Source organism: Klebsiella sp. S69, from assembly GCF_016516145.1.
Taxonomy (GTDB): domain Bacteria; phylum Pseudomonadota; class Gammaproteobacteria; order Enterobacterales; family Enterobacteriaceae; genus Klebsiella; species Klebsiella oxytoca.
Map to the genome: position 1 here is coordinate 1 of NZ_JACVUU010000040.1, position 21,815 is coordinate 21,815.

The following is a 21,815-nucleotide window of genomic DNA, read 5'->3' on the forward strand; positions in this document are numbered from 1 at the left end:
TGCGACCAATTGATTAAAAGTCAACTGCTCTACCAACTGAGCTAACGACCCACTATTTTCGTCGCTTTGGGCTTGTTCGATATCCCTTGGCAACGGCGGCATATATTACTGATTTCAGAATTCAGCGCAACAACAATTTAGATAAAGATTGCTTAACTGCTTAGGATTCATGCGACAAGACCAGAAATAATGCGATTTCTGGTCATGCCATAATCATCCGAGCGCGTTAAGGCGTTTTTGCGCTTGTTTGGCTCCGTCGGTGCCAGGAAATTTACTGACCACCTGCTGATAAACCGCTTTGGCTTTTGCGGTATCGCCTTTGTCCTGCATGATTACGCCGACTTTAAACATCGCATCGGGCGCTTTCGGAGATTTAGGGTAGTTTTTCACCACGGAAGCGAAATAGTACGCCGCATCGTCTTTTTTACCCTTATTGTAATTCAGCTGACCGAGCCAGTAGTTGGCGTTCGGCTGATACGTTGAATCGGGGTACTTTTTGACGAAGTTCTGGAAAGCCGCCATCGCGTCGTCCTGGCGGGAAGCATCCTTCACCAGCGCGATAGCCGCGTTGTAATCGGTGTTTGCATCGCCGGTCGACGCCGGAGCGCCTGATGAAGCCGCTGGCGCGCTTGCCGGAGCGCCTTGCTCACTGGCTGACGACGGGCTTTGCGCGCCCGTCGTGCCGCCACCGCTGCTCAGACCGTCGATCTGCAGCAGGATCTGCTTCTGGCGTTCAACAACCTGATTCAGCTGATACTGGCTTTCCTGAATTTGGCCGCGCAGGGAATCAATATCGGACTGATTATCGGAGAGTTGTTGCTGGAGTTGGGTTAAAAGCTGGCTGTGCGCATTGGAAATACGCTCGAGTTGAGTGACGCGGTCTTCGACCGAGCCTGAGCCGACACTACTGATTGGCGCCTGAGCAAAAGCGGCCCAGGGGGCCGCTATGCCAACCAGTAACGACAGACTCAATAGATGATGTCTGAAGTTACTGCTCATGCAATTCTCTTAGTAAACCAGTACGGCGCGACGGTTTTTGGCGTAAGCCGCTTCGTCGTGGCCCAGTACTGCAGGTTTTTCTTTACCGTAAGAAACGATGGAGATCTGGTCAGCAGAAACACCTTTGCCCTGCAGATACATCTTAACGGCGTTAGCACGACGCTCACCCAGAGCGATGTTGTATTCCGGCGTACCGCGCTCATCCGCATGACCTTCTACGGTCACTTTGTAAGACGGGTTGCTACGCAGGAAGTTAGCGTGCGCGTCCAGCATTGCAGCGAAGTCAGAACGGATATCGTATTTGTCCAGATCGAAGTAAACGATATTGTTCTGCTGCAGCTGTTGCATCTGCAGACGAGCCTGCTCTTCGGAAGACATGTTGCCGCCGTTAGCGTTACCGTCCATACCAGTGCCGGCACCCAGCATGCCTTCACCGCTCTGGTCGTTGCTGGCGTTCTTGTTAGAAGAACACGCCGCGATTGCCATAACCGGCAGAGCGATCAACAGCCCTTTCAGCACTTTGTTCAGTTGCATTTCTTTGATTCCTTTAATAATCAATTATTTATTATCACAGATACGGCGACCAGGCAGGCGATTTTACCTGTCCATCAGTTGCCGGAAGACGCGCTTTGAAACGCCCATCTGTAGAAACCAGATTCAGCACGGATCCCATCCCCTGAGAAGAGCTGTAGATTACCATAGTGCCGTTAGGTGCCAGACTTGGCGTTTCATCTAAAAACGTTGATGACAGAACCTGCACACCACCCGCTTCCAGATCTTGTTTGGCAATGTGCTGCTGACCACCGGCCGAGCTTACCATTACCATAGTTTTACCATCAGCGCTCACGTCAGCATCCTGGTTTTGTGAACCTTCCCAGGTAATACGCTGCGGCGTGCCGCCATTAATATTGACTTTATATACCTGCGGACGTCCCGCCTGGTCGGAAGTAAAGGCCAGATTCTGGCTATCCGGGAACCAGCTTGGTTCGGTGTTATTGCTACGACCATTGGTCACCTGGCGAATCTGACCGGATCCGAGGTCCATCACGTACAGGTTCAGGCTACCGGTTTTCGACAGAGCGAAGGCCAGTTTGCTGCCGTCCGGCGAGAACGCCGGGGCGCCGTTGTGCTGCGGGAACGAAGCAATCTGACGAACGGAGCCGTTAGCCAGAGTCTGCACAACCAGCGCAGAACGACCGCTTTCAAAGGTTACGTAGGCCAGTTTCGCACCATCCGGAGACCAGGCCGGAGACATCAGCGGCTGGGTGGAACGGTGAACGAGGAACTGGTTATAACCATCGTAGTCGGATACGCGCAGTTCGTACGGGAACTGGCCGCCGTTCTTCTGCACCACGTAGGCGATACGGGTACGGAAGGCGCCCTTGATGCCGGTCAGCTTTTCAAATACCGCGTCGCTGGCAGCGTGCGCGGCATAGCGCAGATACTGCTTAGTCACTTTAAATGAGTTCTGTGCAAGCACGGTACCCGGCGCGCCGCCGGTATCAACCAGCTGGTAGGCCACGTTATAGGAGCCGTCAGGGTTTTGCGTCACCTGACCCACCACAACGGCGTCAATACCCAGCGCAGACCATGCCGCAGGCTGTACTTCCTGAGCGCTACCCGGCTGCTGAGGCAGGCGAGAGCGATCGAGCGGATTAAACTTGCCGCTGTTGCGCAGGTCAGCCGCCACGATACCGCCCACATCTTCAGGTGCAGCACCCTGCCCCGCCCACTGGAACGGCACTACGCCGATTGGGCGTGCCGAGTCAACCCCTTGGGTAATCTCGATGCGTACTTCTGCGTGCAGCACTGCCGCCCACAGCATTAAAAAACCAAATGCTACTCGTAATGCCTGCTTCATCATATCTCCCTTATCCAGGCGGAAAGCCCACGATAATTTAGCAGAATGTTAACAAACCCAAATACACAAAACTACTAAAACCCTGTGACTACAATAGATTGTTTTTCCCCGCTTGCACGGGGAAAAATATCACTGAGGTTTGAAGTCCAACGGCGCATTTTTGAATACTTCATATACCGCCTGACTAGGCGGTTTTGGGAACTTAGCCTGTCGGGCTGCTGCAAGAGCGGCCTGACAAAGCGCAGGATCCCCACCTTCAGACTGTATATTTAGCAACATGCCATCCGGAGCAAGTTTAATACGCAAGGTACAGGTCTTGCCTGAGTAAGACGCTGCGTCGTAAAACTTACTTTCAATAGCAGATTTGATCTGCCCGGCATAATTGCTGATATCAGCTCCTGATGCGCCATTATTTTTAGTATTACCACTCCCGGCAGCAGATGCATTGCTCCCTTTCGCCCCACCGCCAGTTTTAGGCGCATTCTTACCGGAGCTCAGGTCGCCGAGCAGATCGTCCACGCCGTTGGCCTCTTTGGCCGCAGCGGCTTTCTTCGCGGCTGCTGCCTTAGCGGCTGCGGCTTTCGCTGCTTTGTCTGCGGCGGCCTTCTCTGCTGCTGCGGCTTTGGCTGCCGCAGCTTTCTCAGCGGCGGCTTTTTCCGCTGCGGCGGCTTTCTCGGCTGCTGCTTTCTCAGCAGCGGCTTTCTGCGCGGCGGCTTTTTCTGCCGCTTTTTCGGCAGCAGCCTTTTCAGCCGCAGCCTGTTTCGCCGCTTCTTGCTGCGCTTTTTTCTCTGCCTGCTGCTGCGCTTTCTTCTCGGCTTCCTGCTGAGCTTTCTTCGCTGCATCCGCTTCGGCTTTCTTCTGCGCGTCCGCGGCCGCTTTCGCGGCTTCTGCTTCTGCCTGTTTCTTCGCATCCGCCGCCGCTTTCGCCGCAGCGGCTTCGGCTGCTTTCGCCTGAGCATCGGCCTTCGCTTTTGCATCAGCGGCGGCTTTGGCGGCAGCTTCCTGCGCCTCTTTCGCCTGAGCGTCCGCTTTCGCTTTGGCCGCTGCGGCGGCTTTCGCCGCGGCTTCTTCCGCCTGTTTCTGCTGCTCTTTGGCCTCTTTAGCCGCTTCCTGCGCCTGCAGACGCTCCTGTTCCAGCTGTTTTAGCCGTTCCTGCTCGGCGGCCTGTTTTTCGCGCAACTCTTCCGCCTGCTGCTGAGCCTGCTTTTCACGCTGCTCGGCGGCACGGCGGGCGCTGGCCTGCTGCTGCTGTTGACGGTCATAATTCTTCACAACCGCCCCCGGATCGACCATAACCGCATCTATAGAAGAGCCCCCGCCGCCGCCGGCAGAAGCATCCAGATGCTCGTCAAACGAACTCCAGATCAGCAGCGCTATCAAGACGATGTGCAGCGCGACTGAAACTATGATCGCTCGTTTAAGCTTGTCGTTTTGTTCGGTTGCCTTTGACACTATCGGTTCCCAAAAACTGTTCGCCTGTTCCCGTTCGATGACGTCGGCCGCGGGACACGTTTGTCCCACCGTCGCCATATTGGCGGGGGTGCGTATTGCGAGCGATTAGATCGGCTTAGTCATCAAGCCAACCGATTTAACCCCTGCGCTATGCAACAGGTTAAGCGCTTTAATAATCTCATCGTATGGCACCTCTTTCGCACCGCCGATCAGGAACACCGTTTTCTCATTCGCCTCAAGTCGACGCCTGGCTTCGGCAATAACCTGTTCAGGCGGCAGCTGCGATAGCGTTTCCGGGCCAATTTTCACGTTGTACTGCCCGACTCCGGAAACCTCAACGATCACCGGCGGTTCATCGTTGCTTTTTACCGCCTGCGATTCCGTTGCGTCCGGCAGGTCGACCTCTACGCTCTGCGTAATGATCGGCGCTGTCGCCATAAAGATCAGCAACAGTACCAGCAGGACATCCAGCAGCGGAACGATGTTGATCTCGGACTTCAGTTCGCGACGCCCGCGTCCACGTGCTCTGGCCATGGCTTACCCCTTATTGCTTTCGCTGCTGGTAAACGCCTGACGGTGCAGAATAGCGGTGAACTCTTCCATAAAGTTGTCGTAGTTCAGCTCAAGTTTGTTCACGCGCTGGTTCAGACGGTTATAAGCCATAACCGCCGGGATAGCGGCAAAGAGACCAATTGCGGTCGCAATGAGCGCCTCTGCAATACCCGGTGCCACCATTTGCAGCGTCGCCTGTTTTACCGCGCCCAGCGCGATAAAGGCGTGCATGATCCCCCATACGGTACCAAACAGACCGATATACGGGCTGATAGAACCTACCGTACCGAGGAACGGGATGTGCGTCTCCAGGGATTCCAGCTCGCGATTCATCGAGATACGCATCGCGCGCGATGCCCCTTCGACAATTGCTTCCGGCGCATGGCTGTTGGCGCGATGCAGACGAGCAAACTCTTTAAAACCGCTGTAGAAGATTTGTTCCGAACCGGTCAGATTATCGCGACGGCCCTGGCTTTCCTGATACAGACGAGAAAGCTCAATACCTGACCAGAACTTATCTTCAAACGCTTCGGCTTCACGCGACGCCGAGTTGAGAATGCGCGTTCTCTGGATAATAATGGCCCAGGAGGCGATAGAAAAACAAACTAAAATCAACATGATAAGTTTAACCAGAAGGCTTGCCTTCAGGAACAAATCAAGGATATTCATCTCAGTCACTGCTTAAACTCCGCGACAATAGACTTGGGAAGCGCACGAGGCTTCATTAAGAGTGGATCAACGCACACGATCAGAACTTCAGCTTCATTCAAAACTACGTTCTCGGCGTTGACGATTCGCTGCGTGAAAACCAGGGTCGCCCCTCGCATTGAGGTTATCTCCGTCTGGATTTCGAGCATGTCGTCGAGTCTGGCGGGCGCAAAATACTCCAGCGTCATTTTGCGAACCACAAAGGCAACTCGTTCAGCCAGCAAAACCTGTTGGCTGAAGTGATGATGGCGCAGCATCTCTGTGCGTGCTCTTTCATAGAAAGCGACGTAGCTGGCGTGGTAAACCACACCACCGGCGTCGGTGTCTTCGTAGTAGACCCGAACCGGCCATCGAAACAGCGTTGTATTCACTTTACATCCCGGTAATGCAACAAAAGGTTAGTGCTTTCAAACTTCGCTACTATACGCGCGGGAATCGTGGTTTGGAATGGGGGAAAGTAAACGAGGAGTAAATTTTTATGGGCTTATGCAAGCCCATATGGTTAACAGAGATTTCTTATTCAAAAGAAGAAAAAGAACAGGCCCAAAACGAGCACAATATCAGCGATAAGCGGACAAAAAATTCCCTGCCAGTGGATGGCGCGCGGGCGAAAGCCCACGCCGTGGATAACGCCGGTACACACCGCCCACATCAGCAGGAAGCCGTGCCAGATTTCCAGCTCACTGGTTTTGGCCGCAAAGCGCGACGGGTCCCAGAAGATGCAGCCCGCTAGCGCCAGCGCCATCAATAAGGAAAGCGCCCTTAACGGGCGCTTGTCCATTATCGCGTAAAGAGTCGCGATAATACTCATCAGTGTTCTTCTTTACCTGCTTTGGTGGCTTCCACGTGCTCAAGCGCCAGCGCGGTAATCACCCCAAAGGCACAAGCAAGAAGCGTTCCCAAAATCCATGCGAAATACCACATATATAGCTCCTTACCTTAGTACAGCGAGTGGGTGTTCTTTTCGATGTCTTCGCGAGTGATGCGACCGAACATTTTCCAGTAACACCAGGTGGTGTAGGCCAGAATAATCGGTACGAAGACAATCGCCACGTAAGTCATCAGGTTCAGCGTCAGCTGGCTGGAGGTGGCATCCCACATGGTCAGGCTCGCGTTCATCGCCGTGCTTGAAGGCATAATGAACGGGAACATGGCGATACCGGCAGTCAGAATGATGCACGCCAGCGTCAGCGAGGAGAACAGAAATGCCCAGGCGCCTTTATCTGCTTTGGTCGAAATGACGGTCAGCAGCGGCAGCGCCACGCCCAGAGCAGGAATCGCCCATAGCGCCGGCATATTATTAAAGTTCACCATCCACGCGCCGGCCTCACGAGCCACTTCTTTGGTCAGCGGGTTAGACGGGCCGGTATGATCCATGACGGATTTCACTACGTAACCGTCGATGCCATAGTAGACCCAAACGCCTGCCAGCGCGAAGCAGACCAGCGTCACCAGCGCCGCTACCGTTGAGACGGTGCGGGTACGCAGGTGCAGTTCGCCCACGGTACGCATCTGCAGATAGGTCGCGCCCTGCGTCAGGATCATCGCCACGCTAACAATACCGGCCAGCAGTCCAAACGGATTCAGCAGCTGGAAGAAGTTGCCGGTGTAGTACAGACGCAGATATTCATCAACGTGGAACGGAACGCCCTGCAGCAGGTTACCGAACGCCACGCCAATCACCAGCGGCGGTACGAAGCTGCCGACGAAGATGCCCCAGTCCCACATATTACGCCAGCGGGTATCCTCAATCTTCGAGCGGTAGTCGAAACCAACCGGACGGAAGAATAAAGATGCCAGCACCAGGATCATTGCCACGTAGAAGCCGGAAAACGCGGCGGCGTAGACCATCGGCCAGGCGGCAAAGAGCGCGCCGCCCGCGGTGATCAGCCACACCTGGTTTCCGTCCCAGTGCGGAGCAATGGAGTTAATCATAATTCGACGCTCGGTGTCGTTACGACCGAGGAAACGGGTGAGCATGCCCACCCCCATGTCGAAGCCATCGGCGACGGCAAAACCAATGAGCAGAATGCCAATCAGCAGCCACCAGATAAAACGCAATACTTCATAATCGATCATTTGACGACTCCTGTCTTAGCGTGCCGACTGAATAGCCGCAGAGGACTGTTCAAAGTGATAGCGACCGGTTTTCAGGCTGCTTGGTCCTTTGCGGGCAAACTTGAACATGAGGAACAGTTCAGCCACCAGGAACAGCGTGTACAGGCCACAAATCAGCACCATAGAGAAGATCAGGTCGCCCGCAGTCAGCGACGAGTTCGCTACAGCCGTTGGTAGCACTTCACCGATAGCCCAGGGCTGACGGCCATACTCGGCAACAAACCAGCCGGCTTCTACGGCAATCCACGGCAGCGGCAGGCCATAAAACGCAGCGCGCAGCAGCCATTTTTTCTCGCCAATGCGGTTACGAATCACGGTCCAGAAGGAGGCGCCAATAATCAGCAGCATCAGCACGCCGCACGCCACCATGATACGGAAGGCAAAATAGAGCGGCGCCACGGCAGGAATGGAGTCCTTGGTCGCCTGCGCAATCTGCGCTTCCGTCGCGTCGGAGACGTTGTCGGTATAGCGTTTCAGCAGCAGACCATAGCCAAGATCTTTCTTCACGTCGTTAAACCGATCGCGAACGGCCTGGTCGGTTGAACCTGCACGCAGCTGTTCCAGCAGCGCGTAAGCCTTCATCCCGTTACGGATACGCTCTTCGTGCTGAACCATCAGATCCTTCAGGCCGGTGACCTGTTTATCGACGGAGCGAGTCGCAATGATGCCCAGCGCGTAAGGAATCTGAATCGCGAAGCGGTTCTCCTCTGCTTTCTGGTCAGGAATACCAAACAGGGTAAAGGCCGCCGGAGCAGGCTGAGTTTCCCATTCTGCTTCGATAGCCGCCAGCTTGGTTTTCTGCACGTCGCCCATTTCGTAACCGGATTCATCACCGAGAACGATAACGGAGAGGATTGCCGCCATGCCGAAGCTGGCTGCGATAGCAAAGGAGCGCTTGGCAAAAGCAAAGTCGCGCCCTTTGAGCATATACCAGGAGCTGATAGCAAGAATGAACATCGCGCCGGTCACGTAGCCGGAAGCCACGGTATGCACGAACTTAACCTGAGCCACCGGGTTCAGAACCAGCTCAGAGAAGCTGACCATCTCCATACGCATGGTTTCAAAGTTGAAGTCCGACGCAATCGGGTTCTGCATCCAGCCGTTAGCGACAAGAATCCACAGCGCCGACAGGTTGGAGCCGAGCGCTACCAGCCAGGTCACGGCCATGTGCTGCACTTTGCCCAGACGATCCCAACCGAAGAAGAACAGACCTACAAAGGTAGATTCGAGGAAGAAGGCCATTAAACCTTCAATGGCCAGCGGCGCACCGAAGATATCGCCCACGTAGTGAGAGTAGTAAGACCAGTTTGTCCCGAACTGGAACTCCATGGTCAAACCGGTTGCCACACCCAGAGCGAAGTTGATACCAAACAACTTGCCCCAGAACTTGGTCATATCTTTATAAATCTGTTTGCCGGAAAGGACGTAGACCGTTTCCATGATGGCCAGCAGGAACGCCATACCAAGCGTCAGCGGCACAAACAGGAAGTGGTACATCGCGGTCAAGGCAAACTGTAAGCGCGACAGTTCGACTATATCTAACATCATGACTCCTTGCTCATCGCATGAAGACTCCGAGAGTGAACCCCGTTAGAAAGGGTCACACGCATGCCCCAATACAAATTTATTTGCTTCTTCTCGTCACGCCCGTTTCCTCTGTCAAGGAAACGGTAGTGGTGAAAAGTTACAAACATGTTAACAAAACACCCAAATTGATCCCGTGATTATATTACGCTGCAAAACCCTTACAATAAATAGGTTTTTATTGTGATAAATTTGCAGTTTTCGACGGCGATCAATTTATAGCGAAAATATCAGATTTTGGTCAATTTGATCCGCGACAATTTAACTCCATTTCTTGTTCTTTTCCAAGTTTTAAACATTGATTTAAATCAATTTTCATTTTAAATGTTAATTATGTTTACTGTGTACAACACTAGTAAACACAAGGTTAACGGTATGTTTTTCAGGAGTGTCATCAGTTACTGAAAATGATAGACCATTTATTTCACAGCGGAGCGGTACTTAATGAGCCCTCGTGAGCGGCTTAAATGCCGACCTCAACTGATAATGTTGCGTAGTTCACAGATTTTTTTTATCAAGTTACTATCGTTTATTTTTTTACTGATTATATTTATCATTGCATTTACCTTTAATTAACACCCCTATGTGACTATCGTTTATCCCGTCACCGCCGCCCATCGATTTCTTTTTTGTGCAGGTCAGGCCCCCTGCTCTTCTTAAGGATCATCTGCAGTCTGCATTTTTACTCTCTGACGACGTATGCCTGCCTCATCAACAAAAATAGAATATGAAACGAACAATTCATCATTTGATAGCTTTATTCTAACAAGTTGCCTTTGACACATATAAAAACCAGCCCATAAATTCCGTTACCGCGCTCACAGAAAATTTTAAAGAATTGTATTTAACCCGTTATTTAGAAATACAGAAGCCAGCCAAAAATAAAATAAGATCTCGCTCACAAACATCGCAATATATTTATTACGAGAACTCAAAAAGGACCAATCAAATTTATAAGCATCAAGTACATCACTATGATAAACAAAGAATTTTTAACGAAAACTCAAAAATGCGCTTTTTTTGAATGATATTCTGAAAATAGATCAATTGCTTCCTCCAGACGAACCAAAGACACTCCAGCCCTATTAACAGGCAGCCATTACCCAGGCTGCCAAATATTAGATCGTCGTTTTTATTTTTATACCATCAGCCCTACAGAGGATTACCCATGAAGAAATCAACACTCGTTATTGGCGTCATTGGTGCTGACTGCCATGCAGTAGGCAATAAAGTCCTGGATCGCGTTTTTACTGCCCATGATTTTCGCGTAATCAATCTGGGCGTGATGGTCAGCCAGGATGAATATATTGATGCCGCCATCGAAACTGGTGCGGATGCCATCGTCGTGTCGTCGATTTACGGCCACGGCGATATCGATTGCCTGGGACTGCGCGAGCGCTGCATCGAACGCGGTATCGGCGACATTCTCCTTTACGTCGGCGGCAATCTGGTGGTCGGAAAGCATGACTTTGCCGACGTTGAAGCGAAGTTCAAAGAGATGGGGTTCAACCGCGTTTTTGCCCCCAGCCACGATCTGGAAGACGTCTGCCAGCTGATGGCAAACGACATCAACCAGCGCCATGGCGTTAAACACCCGTGTCTGGAAGAGGCCATCTGATGCAAACCGTCTCAGTCGATATCGGCTCGACGTGGACCAAGGCAGCCCTCTTCACCCAGGAGGGGGATGAGCTGACGCTGGTAAACCACGTTCTGACCCCGACAACCACCCATCACCTGGCGGAAGGCTTTTTTGCCAGCCTGAACCAGGTGCTTAACGTTGCCGATGCGCGCCCGCTGCTGAACCGCGGTGACGTCACGCTGAAATACTCCTCATCAGCCAAAGGCGGTCTTGCCGTCGCCGCGATGGGGCTGGTGCCGTCCATCACCCTGGAGTCAGCAAAAGTCACCGCCCACTCGGCGGGGGCCAAAATCGCCCAATACTACTCTTATAAACTGAATCGCCACGACATTCAGGCGCTGGAAGCCTCGCCGCCGGACATTCTGCTGTTTACCGGCGGGACCGACGGCGGTGAAGCGAGCTACGGCCTGGCTAACGCCCACGCGCTGGCGGAATCAACGCTCGACTGCGCCATTATCTATGCCGGCAACCGCGACATTCAGGACGAGATTCAGACCATCCTCGGCCATAAAGATCTGACCACGGTAGACAATATTCTGCCCGATCTCGATCACCCGAATCCGTACGCGGCCCGCAAGGCAATATGCGATGTTTTCTTATCCCGGATCGTCAAAGGTAAAGGACTGGACGTTATCGTCGCAGAAACCGGCGAAGAGCCGATGCCAACGCCGTGGACCGTCTACGAGCTGGTGAAAACCATCAGTCATTACGACAGCGCGTGGAAAGAGTTCATGCTGATCGACATGGGCGGCGCGACTACCGATGTCTACTCCGCCAGCGCCAACACGCTCTCGCCGGATACCGTTCTACACGGCGTTCCGGAGCCATATGTAAAACGCACGGTGGAAGGCGATCTCGGCATGCGCGTCTCGGCGATGGTTGTCGGTGAAAGCGCCCGGGAGCTGGTGAACGTGGTCTTTGCCCACCAGCCGCAGCGTCAGGAGGCTTTTTACCGCTACCTGCGCCATCTTGTCGCTCAGCCGGATTATCTGCCGGCCAGTGAAGAAGAAAAGTATTTCGACACCGTTCTCGCCGGGCTCTGCGTGGGCTACGCCAGCGAACGCCACGCGGGAACCAAAAAACAGGTCTGCACCTGCGTGGGCAACGTCGACCTGCAGATGGGGCGCGACCTGACCCCGGTGCGCAAAGTCGTCGGATCCGGTGGATGGCTCTCCCGCGCCAGCCGCTTTGACATCCACCGCTGGCTGAAATACCGCGAACTGGATGACGACGGCAGACGCATTCTCTTACCGACCCAGTTTGACTATTACCGCGATGCAAAAGGCCTGCTTCCGCTGCTGGCAAACGTTGCCAGGCTTTATCCCGAACTCGCCGCTCGCACCAGCATTCACTGTTTAACCCTATAAATGAAGGCAGCTACGAATGGAACTTCGAAATAAAAAATTAACCCATGACGAATTCATGACCGAGCGGCATCAGGTGTTGCAGACCTGGCATACCGGCAAGGGCGTTGAGCACTTCGAAGATGGCGTGAAGTACCAGCAAACTATTCCAGAGAAAAAACGCTTTTCTCACGCCCTGCTTAAGGCCGACCAGGAAGGTAAAACGTTGAGCCAGCCGCGCGCGGGCGTAGCGCTGATGGATGAACACATTGCGCTACTCAAGACGCTGCAGGAAGAGTGCGATCTACTGCCCAGTACCATCGATGCCTACACCCGCCTTAACCGTTACGAAGAAGCGGCGGTCGGCATTCAGAAGTCTATCGAAGCGGGTACCTCCAAACTCAACGGTTTACCGGTGGTTAACCACGGCGTCGCTGCCTGCCGCCGGATGACCGAAGCGCTGGAAAAACCGGTGCAGGTACGTCACGGTACGCCGGACGCGCGTCTGCTGGCGGAAATTTCCATGGCCAGCGGCTTTACCAGCTACGAAGGCGGCGGTATCTCCTACAACATTCCCTACGCCAAGCGCGTGACCCTGGAGAAGTCGATTCGCGACTGGCAATACTGCGATCGCCTGATGGGCCTTTATGAAGAGCACGGCATTCGAATTAACCGCGAACCTTTCGGCCCGCTAACCGGCACTCTGATCCCGCCGTTTATGTCCCACGCGGTGGCGATTATCGAAGGGCTGCTGGCGCTGGAACAGGGCGTCAAATCAATTACCGTCGGCTACGGCCAGGTGGGCAGCCTGACCCAGGACATTGCAGCGATTAAGTCGCTTCGCGAACTTTCTCACGAATATTTTGGCAATTACGGTTTCGACGATTATGAACTGAGTACCGTCTTCCACCAGTGGATGGGCGGTTTTCCGGAAGATGAATCAAAAGCGTTTGCCATTATCTCGTGGGGCGCGGCGGTGGCCGGCATGTCCGGCGCCACCAAAGTGATCACCAAGAGCCCGCATGAAGCGTTCGGTATTCCAACCGCAGCGGCCAACGCGCAGGGCCTGAGGGCCTCCCGCCAGATGCTCAATATGGTCAGCGATCAGAAGTTCCCGCCGTGCGCCGCGGTAGATCAGGAAGTGGAGCTGATAAAAAGCGAGGTACGCGCGGTACTGAAGAAAGTCTTCGAACTGGGTAACGGCGATATCGCCCGCGGTACGGTGCTGGCCTTTGAAGCGGGCGTGCTGGACGTGCCTTTTGCTCCGGCATCCTGCAACGCGGGCAAAATTCTGCCGGTTCGCGACAATTCCGGCGCTATTCGCGTGCTTGAAGCTGGCGCGGTTCCGCTGCCGAAGGACATCCTCGCCCTGCACCACGATTACGTCGCAGAACGTGCGCATTTTGAAGGTCGCAAGCCCTCATTCCAGATGGTTGTTGATGACATCAACGCGGTATCCCACAGTCAATTAATAGGAAGACCATAATGAAAATTAAACAGGCCCTTTTCACCGCTGGCTACTCCTCATTCTACTTTGATGACCAGCAGGCGATTAAAAACGGCGCGGGTCACGATGGATTCATCTATACCGGCGCGCCGGTTACCCCCGGATTTACCTCCGTGCGCCAGGCGGGTGAATGCGTTTCCGTGCAGCTGATTCTGGAAAACGGCGCGGTAGCGGTCGGTGACTGTGCCGCCGTACAGTATTCCGGCGCCGGTGGCCGCGACCCGCTGTTCCTCGCGGAAAATTTTATTCCCTTCCTCAACGATCATATTAAACCGCTGCTGGAAGGCCGGGATGTCGATACGTTCCTGCCGAACGCCCGCTTCTTCGACAAGCTGCGCATCGACGGCCAACTGCTGCATACCGCCGTCCGCTATGGTCTTTCCCAGGCGCTACTCGATGCCACGGCGCTGGCCAGCGGCCGTCTGAAGGCGGAGGTGGTTTGCGACGAATGGCAGCTGCCCTGTATCCCGGAAGCGATTCCGTTATTCGGTCAGAGCGGAGACGACCGCTATATCGCCGTGGACAAGATGATCCTCAAAGGCGTCGATGTTCTGCCGCATGCGCTGATTAACAACGTTGAAGAGAAGCTGGGTCTGAAAGGGGAGAAACTGCGCGAGTATATCCGCTGGCTGTCCGACCGCATCTTAAGCCTGCGCACCAGCCCCCGCTACCGTCCGACGCTGCATATCGATGTTTACGGCACCATCGGCCTGATTTTCGATATGGACCCGCTTCGCTGCGCCGAATATATCGCCAGCCTGGAGAAAGAGGCCCAGGGCCTGCCGCTCTATATAGAAGGCCCGGTGGATGCCGGCAACAAACCGGATCAGATCCGCATGCTGACCGCCATCACCAAAGAGCTGACCCGCCTGGGTTCCGGGGTGAAAATCGTCGCCGACGAATGGTGTAACACCTATCAGGATATCGTTGACTTCACCGATGCCGGCAGCTGCCACATGGTACAGATTAAAACCCCGGACCTCGGCGGCATCCATAACATTGTGGACGCGGTGCTGTACTGCAACAAACATGCGATGGAAGCCTATCAGGGCGGGACCTGTAACGAAACCGAGATCAGCGCCCGCACCTGCGTTCACGTCGCGCTGGCCGCGCGTCCTGTGCGCATGCTGATCAAGCCAGGCATGGGCTTCGACGAAGGACTTAACATCGTGTTTAACGAAATGAACCGCACCATCGCGCTGTTGCAGACTAAGGATTAAGAGATGGCTCGTACCTTTAAGATCTTATCGCCGACCGCGATTCTGGGTTATGGCTTTCCGGAAGAGAGCTTTCTTAAAGCCATGGCGGAGTCTCCGGATCTGATTGCCGTTGACGCCGGTTCATCCGATCCCGGCCCCCATTATCTGGGAGCAGGTAAACCCTTTACCGACAGAGCCGGAGTAAAACGCGATCTGCGCTATATGATCGTCGCCGGCGTAAAAAACAGTATTCCGGTGGTGATCGGCACGGCCGGCGGCTCCGGCGCGGCCCCGCACCTGGAGTGGTGCCGGCAAATCATCCATGAGATTGCGCAGGAAGAGCAACTGTCGTTTTCCATGGCGCTGATCCCGTCTGACGTCGAGAAATCCATCGTGCATCAGGCGCTGGATAACGGCAAAATCACCGCCCTCGACTTTGTGCCCGAGCTGACCCACGAAGCCATTGAAGAGAGCACCTATATCGTCGCCCAGATGGGTATCGAACCGTTCCAACGGGCGCTGGCCGCTGGCGCCCAGGTGGTGCTGGGCGGACGGGCGTACGATCCAGCCTGCTTCGCGGCGCTGCCGATTATGCAGGGCTTCGATGCGGGACTGGCCCTGCACTGCGGCAAGATCCTTGAATGCGCGGCCATTGCAGCGACCCCAGGGTCCGGCTCCGACTGCGCGATTGGGATCATCGACGACAACGGTTTTACGCTGAAAACCTTCAATCCACAGCGCAAATTCACCGAAACGTCCGCCGCGGCGCACACGTTATACGAGAAGTCCGATCCGTACTTCCTGCCCGGGCCCGGCGGCGTGCTGAACCTCAAAGGATGCAGCTTCAAAGCGGTCAACGAAGGCGAGGTGTACGTTAGCGGCTCTCGCCACGAAGAGACGCCCTACGCGCTGAAGCTGGAAGGCGCGCGTCGGGTCGGCTTTCGCTGCCTGACCATTGCCGGAACCCGCGACCCGATCATGATCGCCGGGATCGACACGATTCTTGCAGAGGTACAGGCCAGCGTGGCGCGCAACCTCTCGCTGAGTGACGACAGCATCCGCATGACTTTCCATCTGTACGGAAAGAACGGCGTGATGGGCAATCACGAACCGATGAAAACCGCCGGGCACGAGCTGGGGATTTTACTGGACGTCGTCGCCCCGACTCAGGATACCGCCAACAGCGTCTGTTCGCTGGTGCGCTCTACCCTGCTGCACTACGGTTATGAAAACCGCATTGCGACCGCGGGCAACCTCGCCTTCCCGTTCTCGCCTTCCGATATTCAGAGCGGCCCGGTGTATGAGTTTTCAATCTATCACCTGATTGAAGCCTGCGACGCGCTGCGCTTTGACTTCCATATTGAGCAGGTCACGCCAGAAGGAGTTCAGGCATGAAACAATCTCTATGCTCACTGGCGCAGGTGATCCGCTCCAAAAACGCCGGGCCGTATGAATTAGTTTTAGATATTTTATTTAAAACCCGGGAGGATTATCAGCGGGTAAAACGATCTGAGCAATTAACTCCGCAGCTTATTGCCGGCTTATATAACGTGAGACCTGATTTTATTCATCGCATTGTCTGGTTTGACCCGGCTAACGCGGTAAAAATTGTCATGCCGCGGGATATTATTTCCGGCAACGTTGGCGACAATGATGTTTATGGCGCTCAGCAGCATGCGCCGTTATTAAGTATTGAGTTCGATTTCTAATTCTATATCCAATGGATTTCGAGTTGCATTGAGGCGGCAACTGAAGGACAAATTCGTCAGGAATGAATTTGAACAGCCGGAGGCTGCCTTCGGTGAGGGACATGGATGTCCCTCATTCATTCCCAGGAGCGTACATCCGTACATGACGGGGGTGAGCAAAGGCAGCCAACAAAAATGCAGCTTGAAAGACAACGGATATAAAAATACAACAACATCCCTTGGTGTACAGGATTTCGCTGTATCACTGTATTCCAGACAATTTATGCGGTTGGTCACCACAGGCGCCCGTCTGAGCGGTTTGCAGGCTCAGGCGTGCGCTGCCCTACAACACTTCACCGACTAACCTCGATCCGATGGAGTAAACATGAAAAAAATAAGTTTAACCAAAATGATCATATTAGGCCTGATACTCGGCATGATTGCCGGGGTGGCAATTAATAATATGGCATCGGCTGATACAGCAAAATCATACGCGCAGGATATTTCTATTTTCACCACCATATTTTTACGCATGGTAAAAATGATTATCGCTCCGCTGGTAATATCCACGCTGGTAGTTGGCATCGCCAAAATGGGCGATGCTAAAACGCTCGGGCGGATATTCTCGAAAACTTTTTTCCTGTTTATTTGCGCCTCGCTGCTGTCAATTGCGCTGGGGCTGGTGATCGTTAATCTGTTCCAGCCGGGGGCGGGGATTAATTTCGTCGCCCACGATGCCGGAGCGGTCGCGGCCGTTCAGTCTGAGCCCTTCACGCTGAAGGTATTTATCTCTCACGCGGTGCCGACCAGCATCGTTGATGCGATGGCGCGCAACGAAATCCTGCAAATCGTGGTGTTCTCCATTTTCCTCGGCTGTAGCCTGGCGGCTATCGGCGAAAAAGCCGAACCCATTGTGAAAGTGCTCGATTCGCTGGTCCACGTAATGTTGAAGCTGACGGGCTACGTCATGCTCTTCGCGCCGCTAACCGTCTTTGCCGCTATCTCCGGGCTGATCGCCGAGCGCGGTCTGGGCGTAATGGTCAGCGCCGGTATCTTTATGGGTGAGTTCTACCTGACGCTTGGCATGCTGTGGGCGATGCTGATTGGCCTGTCGGCGGTCATTGTTGGTCCGTGCATTGGCCGTCTGACCAAAGCGATCCTTGAGCCCGCCCTGCTGGCCTTCACCACGTCCAGCTCTGAAGCCGCCTTCCCGGGCACCCTCGATAAGCTGGAAAAATTTGGCGTCTCTTCCAAAATCGCCAGCTTCGTTCTGCCCATTGGCTACTCCTTTAACCTGGTTGGCTCCATGGCCTACTGCTCGTTCGCCACGGTGTTTATCGCCCAGGCCTGCAACGTGCACCTCGGCATGGGCGAGCAGATCACCATGCTGCTGATTCTGATGCTGACCTCAAAAGGGATGGCGGGCGTACCGCGCGCCTCAATGGTGGTTATTGCCGCGACGCTGAACCAGTTCAACATTCCGGAAGCGGGCCTGATCCTGTTGATGGGCGTCGATCCGTTCCTCGATATGGGTCGCTCCGCCACCAACGTAATGAGTAACGCCATGGGCGCCGCCATCGTTGGCCGCTGGGAAGGCGAGCACTATGGAGAAGGCTGCCGCGGCACCGCCCCGGTCAAAAAAACCGAGCAGGAGCGTCCTGCCAGCGAAACGTCCGAAGTGGCGATGTCCTGACGGCAAGATGGCTATGAACCCCAGGCCGGATCTATCCGGCCCGGTTCTTCTCAATAATCTCAACAGGACATACCATGAACGTTAAATTTCTCGGTACCTGCCTGGTCACCGCCAGCTTATTGTTTAGCGGTGCCGCCGCAGCTCAGGGCGCACCGGACTACGCCAGCATTATCGAGCAGGCGCATCAGAAATATAAAAATAACCACGAGGGTAAAGTCGCCGACTACATCCCCGCTCTGGCGACCTATAGCCCGGATAATTTCGCCATTACGCTCGCGACGGTAGAAGGCAAAATTTACCAGACCGGCGACGTAAAAAAAGCGTTCCCGATGGAGTCCCTGAGCAAAGTGTTCACCCTGGCGCTGGCAATGGAGCAACGCGGACCGCAGGAAGTGTTGGATAAACTCGGCGCCAACGCCACCGGCCTGCCCTTCAATTCCGGATTAGCCGTCGAACTCACCCAAGGCGCGCCGGAGAATCCGTTAGTCAACGCCGGCGCCATGAGCGCCGTGAGCCTGATTGCGGCGCAGGACAAAACCGACCGCTGGAATAAAATCCTCAACAATCTCAGCGCCTGGGCCGACAGTACGCTGAACGTGAACGAGCCGGTATTTCAATCCGAAATGGCAACCAACCAGCATAACCAGGCGCTGGCCATGTTGATGCATTCCTACCGCAGCTTTTATGGCGATCCGCAGGAAGCCGTCGAAATCTACACCCGTCAATGTTCGGTGGATATCACCGTTGAGCAGCTCGCCAAAATGGGAGCCGTGCTGGCCAACGGCGGTAAATCGCCGTTCAACGGCAGGCAACTGCTTAACGCCAGCTATGTGCCGCAGGTGCTGGCGGAAATGGCGATAGCCGGGCTGTACGACGGCAGCGGCAGATGGCTGTATAGCGTCGGTATTCCGGCGAAATCCGGCGTTGCCGGCGGGATGATCGCCGTGGTGCCGGGGCGGTACGCCATCGCCGTCTACTCCCCTCCGCTGGATGCAGCCGGTAATAGCGTTCGCGCCCAGCAAACCATCGAGTACGTCGCTAAAGCGACGCAGGCCAATCTCTTTTTCGCGAAATAGTGAGATGTCACATGTCTAAACCCTTTGTCTGGCAGGAACTCTTTGTGCAGAGTAAAGATAATACGGAATATGAACTACTCAGTAATCAACATGTTAAGGTGACAGAGTTAGATGGTGAAGAGGTCATCAAGGTTGCGCCCGAAGCGTTAACGTTGCTGGCTCAGCAGGCATTTTATGAGGCTTCATTTTTCCTGCGCGCCGGACATTTAAAACAGATCGCCAGTATCCTGCACGATCCGCAGGCCAGCAGTAACGATAAATACGTTGCGCTGCAGCTGCTGCGCAACGCCGAAGTCTCGGCAAAAGGCGTGCTGCCAAACTGCCAGGATACCGGGACCGCAACCATCGTGGCGAGCAAAGGCCAGAACGTCTGGACCGGCGGCAACGATGCTGAAGCCCTGAGTCAGGGCGTCTACAACACCTTCCAGGAAAATAATTTACGCTATTCGCAAAATGCCCCCCTCGATATGTACACCGAGGTCAACACGGAGACCAACCTGCCGGCGCAGATCGACATCAGCGCCGTGCCGGGTAGCGAATACCGCTTCCTGTTCGTCAACAAAGGCGGCGGCTCGGCGAACAAAGCAGCGCTGTTTCAGGAAACGAAATCCATCCTGCAGCCGGAAAAACTCACCGCCTTCCTGATAGAAAAAATGAAAGCGCTGGGCACCGCCGCCTGTCCGCCGTACCACATCGCCTTTGTGGTGGGCGGCCTCTCGGCGGATCAGGCATTGAAGGTGGCGAAGCTGGCTTCGACCAAATATTATGACAATCTGCCCACCAGCGGAAACGCGCTGGGCCAGGCGTTTCGCGATACTGCGCTGGAGGCGACGTTGCTTAACGCCAGCCGCGAGTTCGGCATCGGCGCGCAGTTTGGCGGCAAATATTTCGCTCACGATATTCGCGTGATCCGCCTGCCGCGGCACGGCGGCTCCTGCCCTATCGCTATGGCCCTCTCCTGCTCCGCCGATCGAAACATTAAAGCCAAAATCAACAAGCACGGCATCTGGCTGGAGAAGCTGGAACATAACCCGGGCAAGTTTATTCCTGATTCTCAGCGGATAGAAAACGGGGCGCAGACCGTCCAGCTCGACCTGAATCGGCCGCTGCGCGATATCCTTCGCGATATGTCAGCCCTGCCGGTCGGTACCCGGCTGTCGCTGAGCGGTCCAATTGTCGTCGCCCGCGATATTGCCCATGCCAAAATTAAAGAGCGGCTGGATAATGGCGAACCGATGCCGGCTTACATGCGCAATCATATCGTCTACTACGCCGGACCGGCAAAAACGCCAGACAATCTTGCCTGCGGCTCGCTGGGTCCCACCACCGGCGGACGGATGGACGGGTATGTTGATGCTTTCCAGGCCGCGGGCGGGAGTCTGATCATGCTCTCAAAAGGCAACCGCAGCCCGCAGGTGACCGAAGCCTGCCTGAAACACGGCGGCTTTAATCTCGGCAGCATCGGCGGTGCGGCGGCCCTGCTGGCGCAGCAGTACGTGAAAAGTTTACGCTGCCTTGAGTATCCGGAACTGGGCATGGAAGCGGTATGGATGATGGAAGTCGAAAACCTGCCCGCGTTTGTGCTGGTTGACGACAAAGGCAACAACTTCTTTAGCCAGTTCGAGCAGCAGCACCGCTGCGCCACCTGTCCGGCAGGGCACTAAGGAGCATTTATGCACGCGCGAGGCAATCCTGACCGCCATCGTCAGCGCCAGCAGAAGCTGAAAACGCAGGTTGATACCCGCGTGGCGGCGGCAACGGAGCAAAAAGGCATCTTGATCGTCTTCACCGGCAACGGTAAGGGCAAATCTACTGCCGCCTTTGGTACGGCAACGCGAGCCGTCGGACATGGTAAGCGCGTCGGCGTTGCCCAGTTCATTAAAGGCCAGTGGGATAATGGAGAGTACAATACGCTGCATCCTCTGGGCGTTGAGTTTCACATTATGGGCACCGGCTTTACCTGGGAAACGCAAAACCGGGAAACGGATATGGAGGCGGCATCGGTCGTATGGCGAGAGAGTAAGCGCATGCTGGCCGATCCGAGCTACGATCTGGTGGTGCTGGATGAGCTCACGTATATGCTGGCGTATCGCTATCTGGATCCACAGGAAGTGATTGCCGCTATTGTCAATCGTCCGCCGCAGCAGAACGTGATTGTTACCGGCCGCGGCTGCCATGCCCGCCTGCTGGAGCTTGCCGATACGGTCAGCGAGCTGCGCCCGGTGAAGCACGCCTTTGACGGTGGTATTCAGGCGCAGGCAGGAATCGACTGGTAGTTTGACCCGGCTCGCGCTGCGTTCTGCTCCCTGGGCTACTCTGCGCGCTGCTCCCGGGGGCGGCGCTCAACGCGCCTTGCCCGGGCTACAGGTTCATTGCCGTTTGCAGCGCGGTAGCCC

General features: G+C 54.8%; 21 protein-coding genes. 10 read left to right on the forward strand and 11 right to left on the reverse strand.

All coding sequences use genetic code 11. The annotated features are described in order from the left end of the window. Positions 1–213: 213 nt before the first annotated feature. The 11 genes from cpoB to cydA form a co-directional block, all read right to left on the reverse strand. On the reverse strand, positions 214–999 hold the full coding sequence (cpoB, locus tag IAE27_RS28220; protein ID WP_142471811.1) for a cell division protein CpoB: 786 nt from the start codon (positions 997–999) through the stop codon (positions 214–216). 9 nt (positions 1,000–1,008) lie between these two features. After that, a complete protein-coding gene (gene pal / locus IAE27_RS28225; RefSeq protein WP_004100337.1) occupies positions 1,009–1,533 on the reverse strand; it encodes a peptidoglycan-associated lipoprotein Pal in 525 nt (174 codons plus the stop codon). Positions 1,534–1,567: 34 nt separating this feature from the next. Further along, on the reverse strand, positions 1,568–2,860 hold the full coding sequence (gene tolB, locus IAE27_RS28230) for a Tol-Pal system beta propeller repeat protein TolB (protein WP_004100336.1): 1,293 nt from the start codon (positions 2,858–2,860) through the stop codon (positions 1,568–1,570). Between the two features lie 129 nt (positions 2,861–2,989). After that, positions 2,990–4,312 carry a cell envelope integrity protein TolA gene (gene tolA / locus IAE27_RS28235; RefSeq protein ID WP_017146322.1) on the reverse strand — a complete coding sequence of 441 codons (1,323 nt, stop codon included), beginning with the start codon at positions 4,310–4,312 and terminating at the stop codon, positions 2,990–2,992. A 105-nt stretch (positions 4,313–4,417) separates the two neighbouring features. Continuing rightward, entirely contained in the window at positions 4,418–4,846 is a 429-nt protein-coding gene (gene tolR, locus IAE27_RS28240) for a colicin uptake protein TolR (protein ID WP_004100333.1), read from the reverse strand. A 3-nt stretch (positions 4,847–4,849) separates the two neighbouring features. Next, positions 4,850–5,542 carry a Tol-Pal system protein TolQ gene (gene tolQ / locus IAE27_RS28245; protein WP_004100332.1) on the reverse strand — a complete coding sequence of 231 codons (693 nt, stop codon included), beginning with the start codon at positions 5,540–5,542 and terminating at the stop codon, positions 4,850–4,852. Continuing rightward, positions 5,539–5,943 (reverse strand): tol-pal system-associated acyl-CoA thioesterase, encoded by a 405-nt coding sequence (ybgC, locus tag IAE27_RS28250; RefSeq protein ID WP_004100330.1) that lies wholly within the window; start codon positions 5,941–5,943, stop codon positions 5,539–5,541. Before ybgC ends, tolQ begins: the two co-directional genes overlap by 4 nt. A 149-nt stretch (positions 5,944–6,092) precedes the next feature. Beyond that, positions 6,093–6,383 carry a cyd operon protein YbgE gene (ybgE, locus tag IAE27_RS28255; protein ID WP_004100327.1) on the reverse strand — a complete coding sequence of 97 codons (291 nt, stop codon included), beginning with the start codon at positions 6,381–6,383 and terminating at the stop codon, positions 6,093–6,095. Beyond that, on the reverse strand, positions 6,383–6,496 hold the full coding sequence (cydX, locus tag IAE27_RS28260; RefSeq protein WP_004100325.1) for a cytochrome bd-I oxidase subunit CydX: 114 nt from the start codon (positions 6,494–6,496) through the stop codon (positions 6,383–6,385). The genes ybgE and cydX overlap by 1 nt, the downstream gene beginning before the upstream one ends. A 15-nt stretch (positions 6,497–6,511) precedes the next feature. Further along, complete coding sequence (cydB, locus tag IAE27_RS28265; protein WP_004100323.1) at positions 6,512–7,651, reverse strand: cytochrome d ubiquinol oxidase subunit II; 1,140 nt, start codon at positions 7,649–7,651, stop codon at positions 6,512–6,514. Between the two features lie 15 nt (positions 7,652–7,666). After that, a complete protein-coding gene (gene cydA / locus IAE27_RS28270) occupies positions 7,667–9,235 on the reverse strand; it encodes a cytochrome ubiquinol oxidase subunit I (RefSeq protein ID WP_004100321.1) in 1,569 nt (522 codons plus the stop codon). 1,207 nt (positions 9,236–10,442) lie between these two features. Here cydA and glmS point away from each other — a divergent pair. From glmS to cobO, 10 genes are all read left to right on the forward strand, one after another. Then, positions 10,443–10,892 carry a methylaspartate mutase subunit S gene (gene glmS / locus IAE27_RS28275; protein ID WP_004100319.1) on the forward strand — a complete coding sequence of 150 codons (450 nt, stop codon included), beginning with the start codon at positions 10,443–10,445 and terminating at the stop codon, positions 10,890–10,892. Continuing rightward, complete coding sequence (glmL, locus tag IAE27_RS28280; RefSeq protein WP_004111473.1) at positions 10,892–12,280, forward strand: methylaspartate mutase accessory protein GlmL; 1,389 nt, start codon at positions 10,892–10,894, stop codon at positions 12,278–12,280. Before glmS ends, glmL begins: the two co-directional genes overlap by 1 nt. Before the next feature lie 16 nt (positions 12,281–12,296). Then, on the forward strand, positions 12,297–13,742 hold the full coding sequence (locus tag IAE27_RS28285) for a methylaspartate mutase subunit E (RefSeq protein ID WP_200093243.1): 1,446 nt from the start codon (positions 12,297–12,299) through the stop codon (positions 13,740–13,742). Then, a complete protein-coding gene (locus IAE27_RS28290) occupies positions 13,742–14,983 on the forward strand; it encodes a methylaspartate ammonia-lyase (protein ID WP_004111471.1) in 1,242 nt (413 codons plus the stop codon). The genes IAE27_RS28285 and IAE27_RS28290 overlap by 1 nt, the downstream gene beginning before the upstream one ends. A gap of 3 nt (positions 14,984–14,986) precedes the next feature. Further along, positions 14,987–16,357, forward strand: coding sequence for an acyclic terpene utilization AtuA family protein (locus IAE27_RS28295; protein WP_200093245.1), 1,371 nt, complete (start codon positions 14,987–14,989; stop codon positions 16,355–16,357). After that, complete coding sequence (locus tag IAE27_RS28300; RefSeq protein ID WP_134882511.1) at positions 16,354–16,671, forward strand: DUF4387 domain-containing protein; 318 nt, start codon at positions 16,354–16,356, stop codon at positions 16,669–16,671. Before IAE27_RS28295 ends, IAE27_RS28300 begins: the two co-directional genes overlap by 4 nt. A gap of 364 nt (positions 16,672–17,035) precedes the next feature. Further along, entirely contained in the window at positions 17,036–18,343 is a 1,308-nt protein-coding gene (locus IAE27_RS28305; RefSeq protein WP_133497408.1) for a dicarboxylate/amino acid:cation symporter, read from the forward strand. A gap of 74 nt (positions 18,344–18,417) precedes the next feature. After that, positions 18,418–19,419 (forward strand): glutaminase A, encoded by a 1,002-nt coding sequence (gene glsA, locus IAE27_RS28310; protein ID WP_108704058.1) that lies wholly within the window; start codon positions 18,418–18,420, stop codon positions 19,417–19,419. An 11-nt stretch (positions 19,420–19,430) separates the two neighbouring features. Beyond that, positions 19,431–21,083: a class I fumarate hydratase gene (locus IAE27_RS28315; RefSeq protein ID WP_004100308.1), complete on the forward strand. Its 1,653-nt coding sequence runs from the start codon at positions 19,431–19,433 to the stop codon at positions 21,081–21,083. 9 nt (positions 21,084–21,092) lie between these two features. Next, complete coding sequence (gene cobO, locus IAE27_RS28320) at positions 21,093–21,695, forward strand: cob(I)yrinic acid a,c-diamide adenosyltransferase (protein ID WP_053064716.1); 603 nt, start codon at positions 21,093–21,095, stop codon at positions 21,693–21,695. Positions 21,696–21,815: the final 120 nt, after the last annotated feature.

Coding starts and splice junctions, on each gene's coding strand:
- cpoB (WP_142471811.1), bottom strand. CDS start 999: ATGAGCAGTAACTTCAGACATCATCTATTGAGTCTGTCGTTACTGGTT.
- pal (WP_004100337.1), bottom strand. CDS start 1,533: ATGCAACTGAACAAAGTGCTGAAAGGGCTGTTGATCGCTCTGCCGGTT.
- tolB (WP_004100336.1), bottom strand. CDS start 2,860: ATGAAGCAGGCATTACGAGTAGCATTTGGTTTTTTAATGCTGTGGGCG.
- tolR (WP_004100333.1), bottom strand. CDS start 4,846: ATGGCCAGAGCACGTGGACGCGGGCGTCGCGAACTGAAGTCCGAGATC.
- ybgE (WP_004100327.1), bottom strand. CDS start 6,383: ATGAGTATTATCGCGACTCTTTACGCGATAATGGACAAGCGCCCGTTA.
- cydX (WP_004100325.1), bottom strand. CDS start 6,496: ATGTGGTATTTCGCATGGATTTTGGGAACGCTTCTTGCTTGTGCCTTT.
- cydB (WP_004100323.1), bottom strand. CDS start 7,651: ATGATCGATTATGAAGTATTGCGTTTTATCTGGTGGCTGCTGATTGGC.
- cydA (WP_004100321.1), bottom strand. CDS start 9,235: ATGTTAGATATAGTCGAACTGTCGCGCTTACAGTTTGCCTTGACCGCG.
- glmS (WP_004100319.1), top strand. CDS start 10,443: ATGAAGAAATCAACACTCGTTATTGGCGTCATTGGTGCTGACTGCCAT.
- glmL (WP_004111473.1), top strand. CDS start 10,892: ATGCAAACCGTCTCAGTCGATATCGGCTCGACGTGGACCAAGGCAGCC.
- IAE27_RS28285 (WP_200093243.1), top strand. CDS start 12,297: ATGGAACTTCGAAATAAAAAATTAACCCATGACGAATTCATGACCGAG.
- IAE27_RS28290 (WP_004111471.1), top strand. CDS start 13,742: ATGAAAATTAAACAGGCCCTTTTCACCGCTGGCTACTCCTCATTCTAC.
- IAE27_RS28295 (WP_200093245.1), top strand. CDS start 14,987: ATGGCTCGTACCTTTAAGATCTTATCGCCGACCGCGATTCTGGGTTAT.
- IAE27_RS28300 (WP_134882511.1), top strand. CDS start 16,354: ATGAAACAATCTCTATGCTCACTGGCGCAGGTGATCCGCTCCAAAAAC.
- IAE27_RS28305 (WP_133497408.1), top strand. CDS start 17,036: ATGAAAAAAATAAGTTTAACCAAAATGATCATATTAGGCCTGATACTC.
- glsA (WP_108704058.1), top strand. CDS start 18,418: ATGAACGTTAAATTTCTCGGTACCTGCCTGGTCACCGCCAGCTTATTG.
- IAE27_RS28315 (WP_004100308.1), top strand. CDS start 19,431: ATGTCTAAACCCTTTGTCTGGCAGGAACTCTTTGTGCAGAGTAAAGAT.
- cobO (WP_053064716.1), top strand. CDS start 21,093: ATGCACGCGCGAGGCAATCCTGACCGCCATCGTCAGCGCCAGCAGAAG.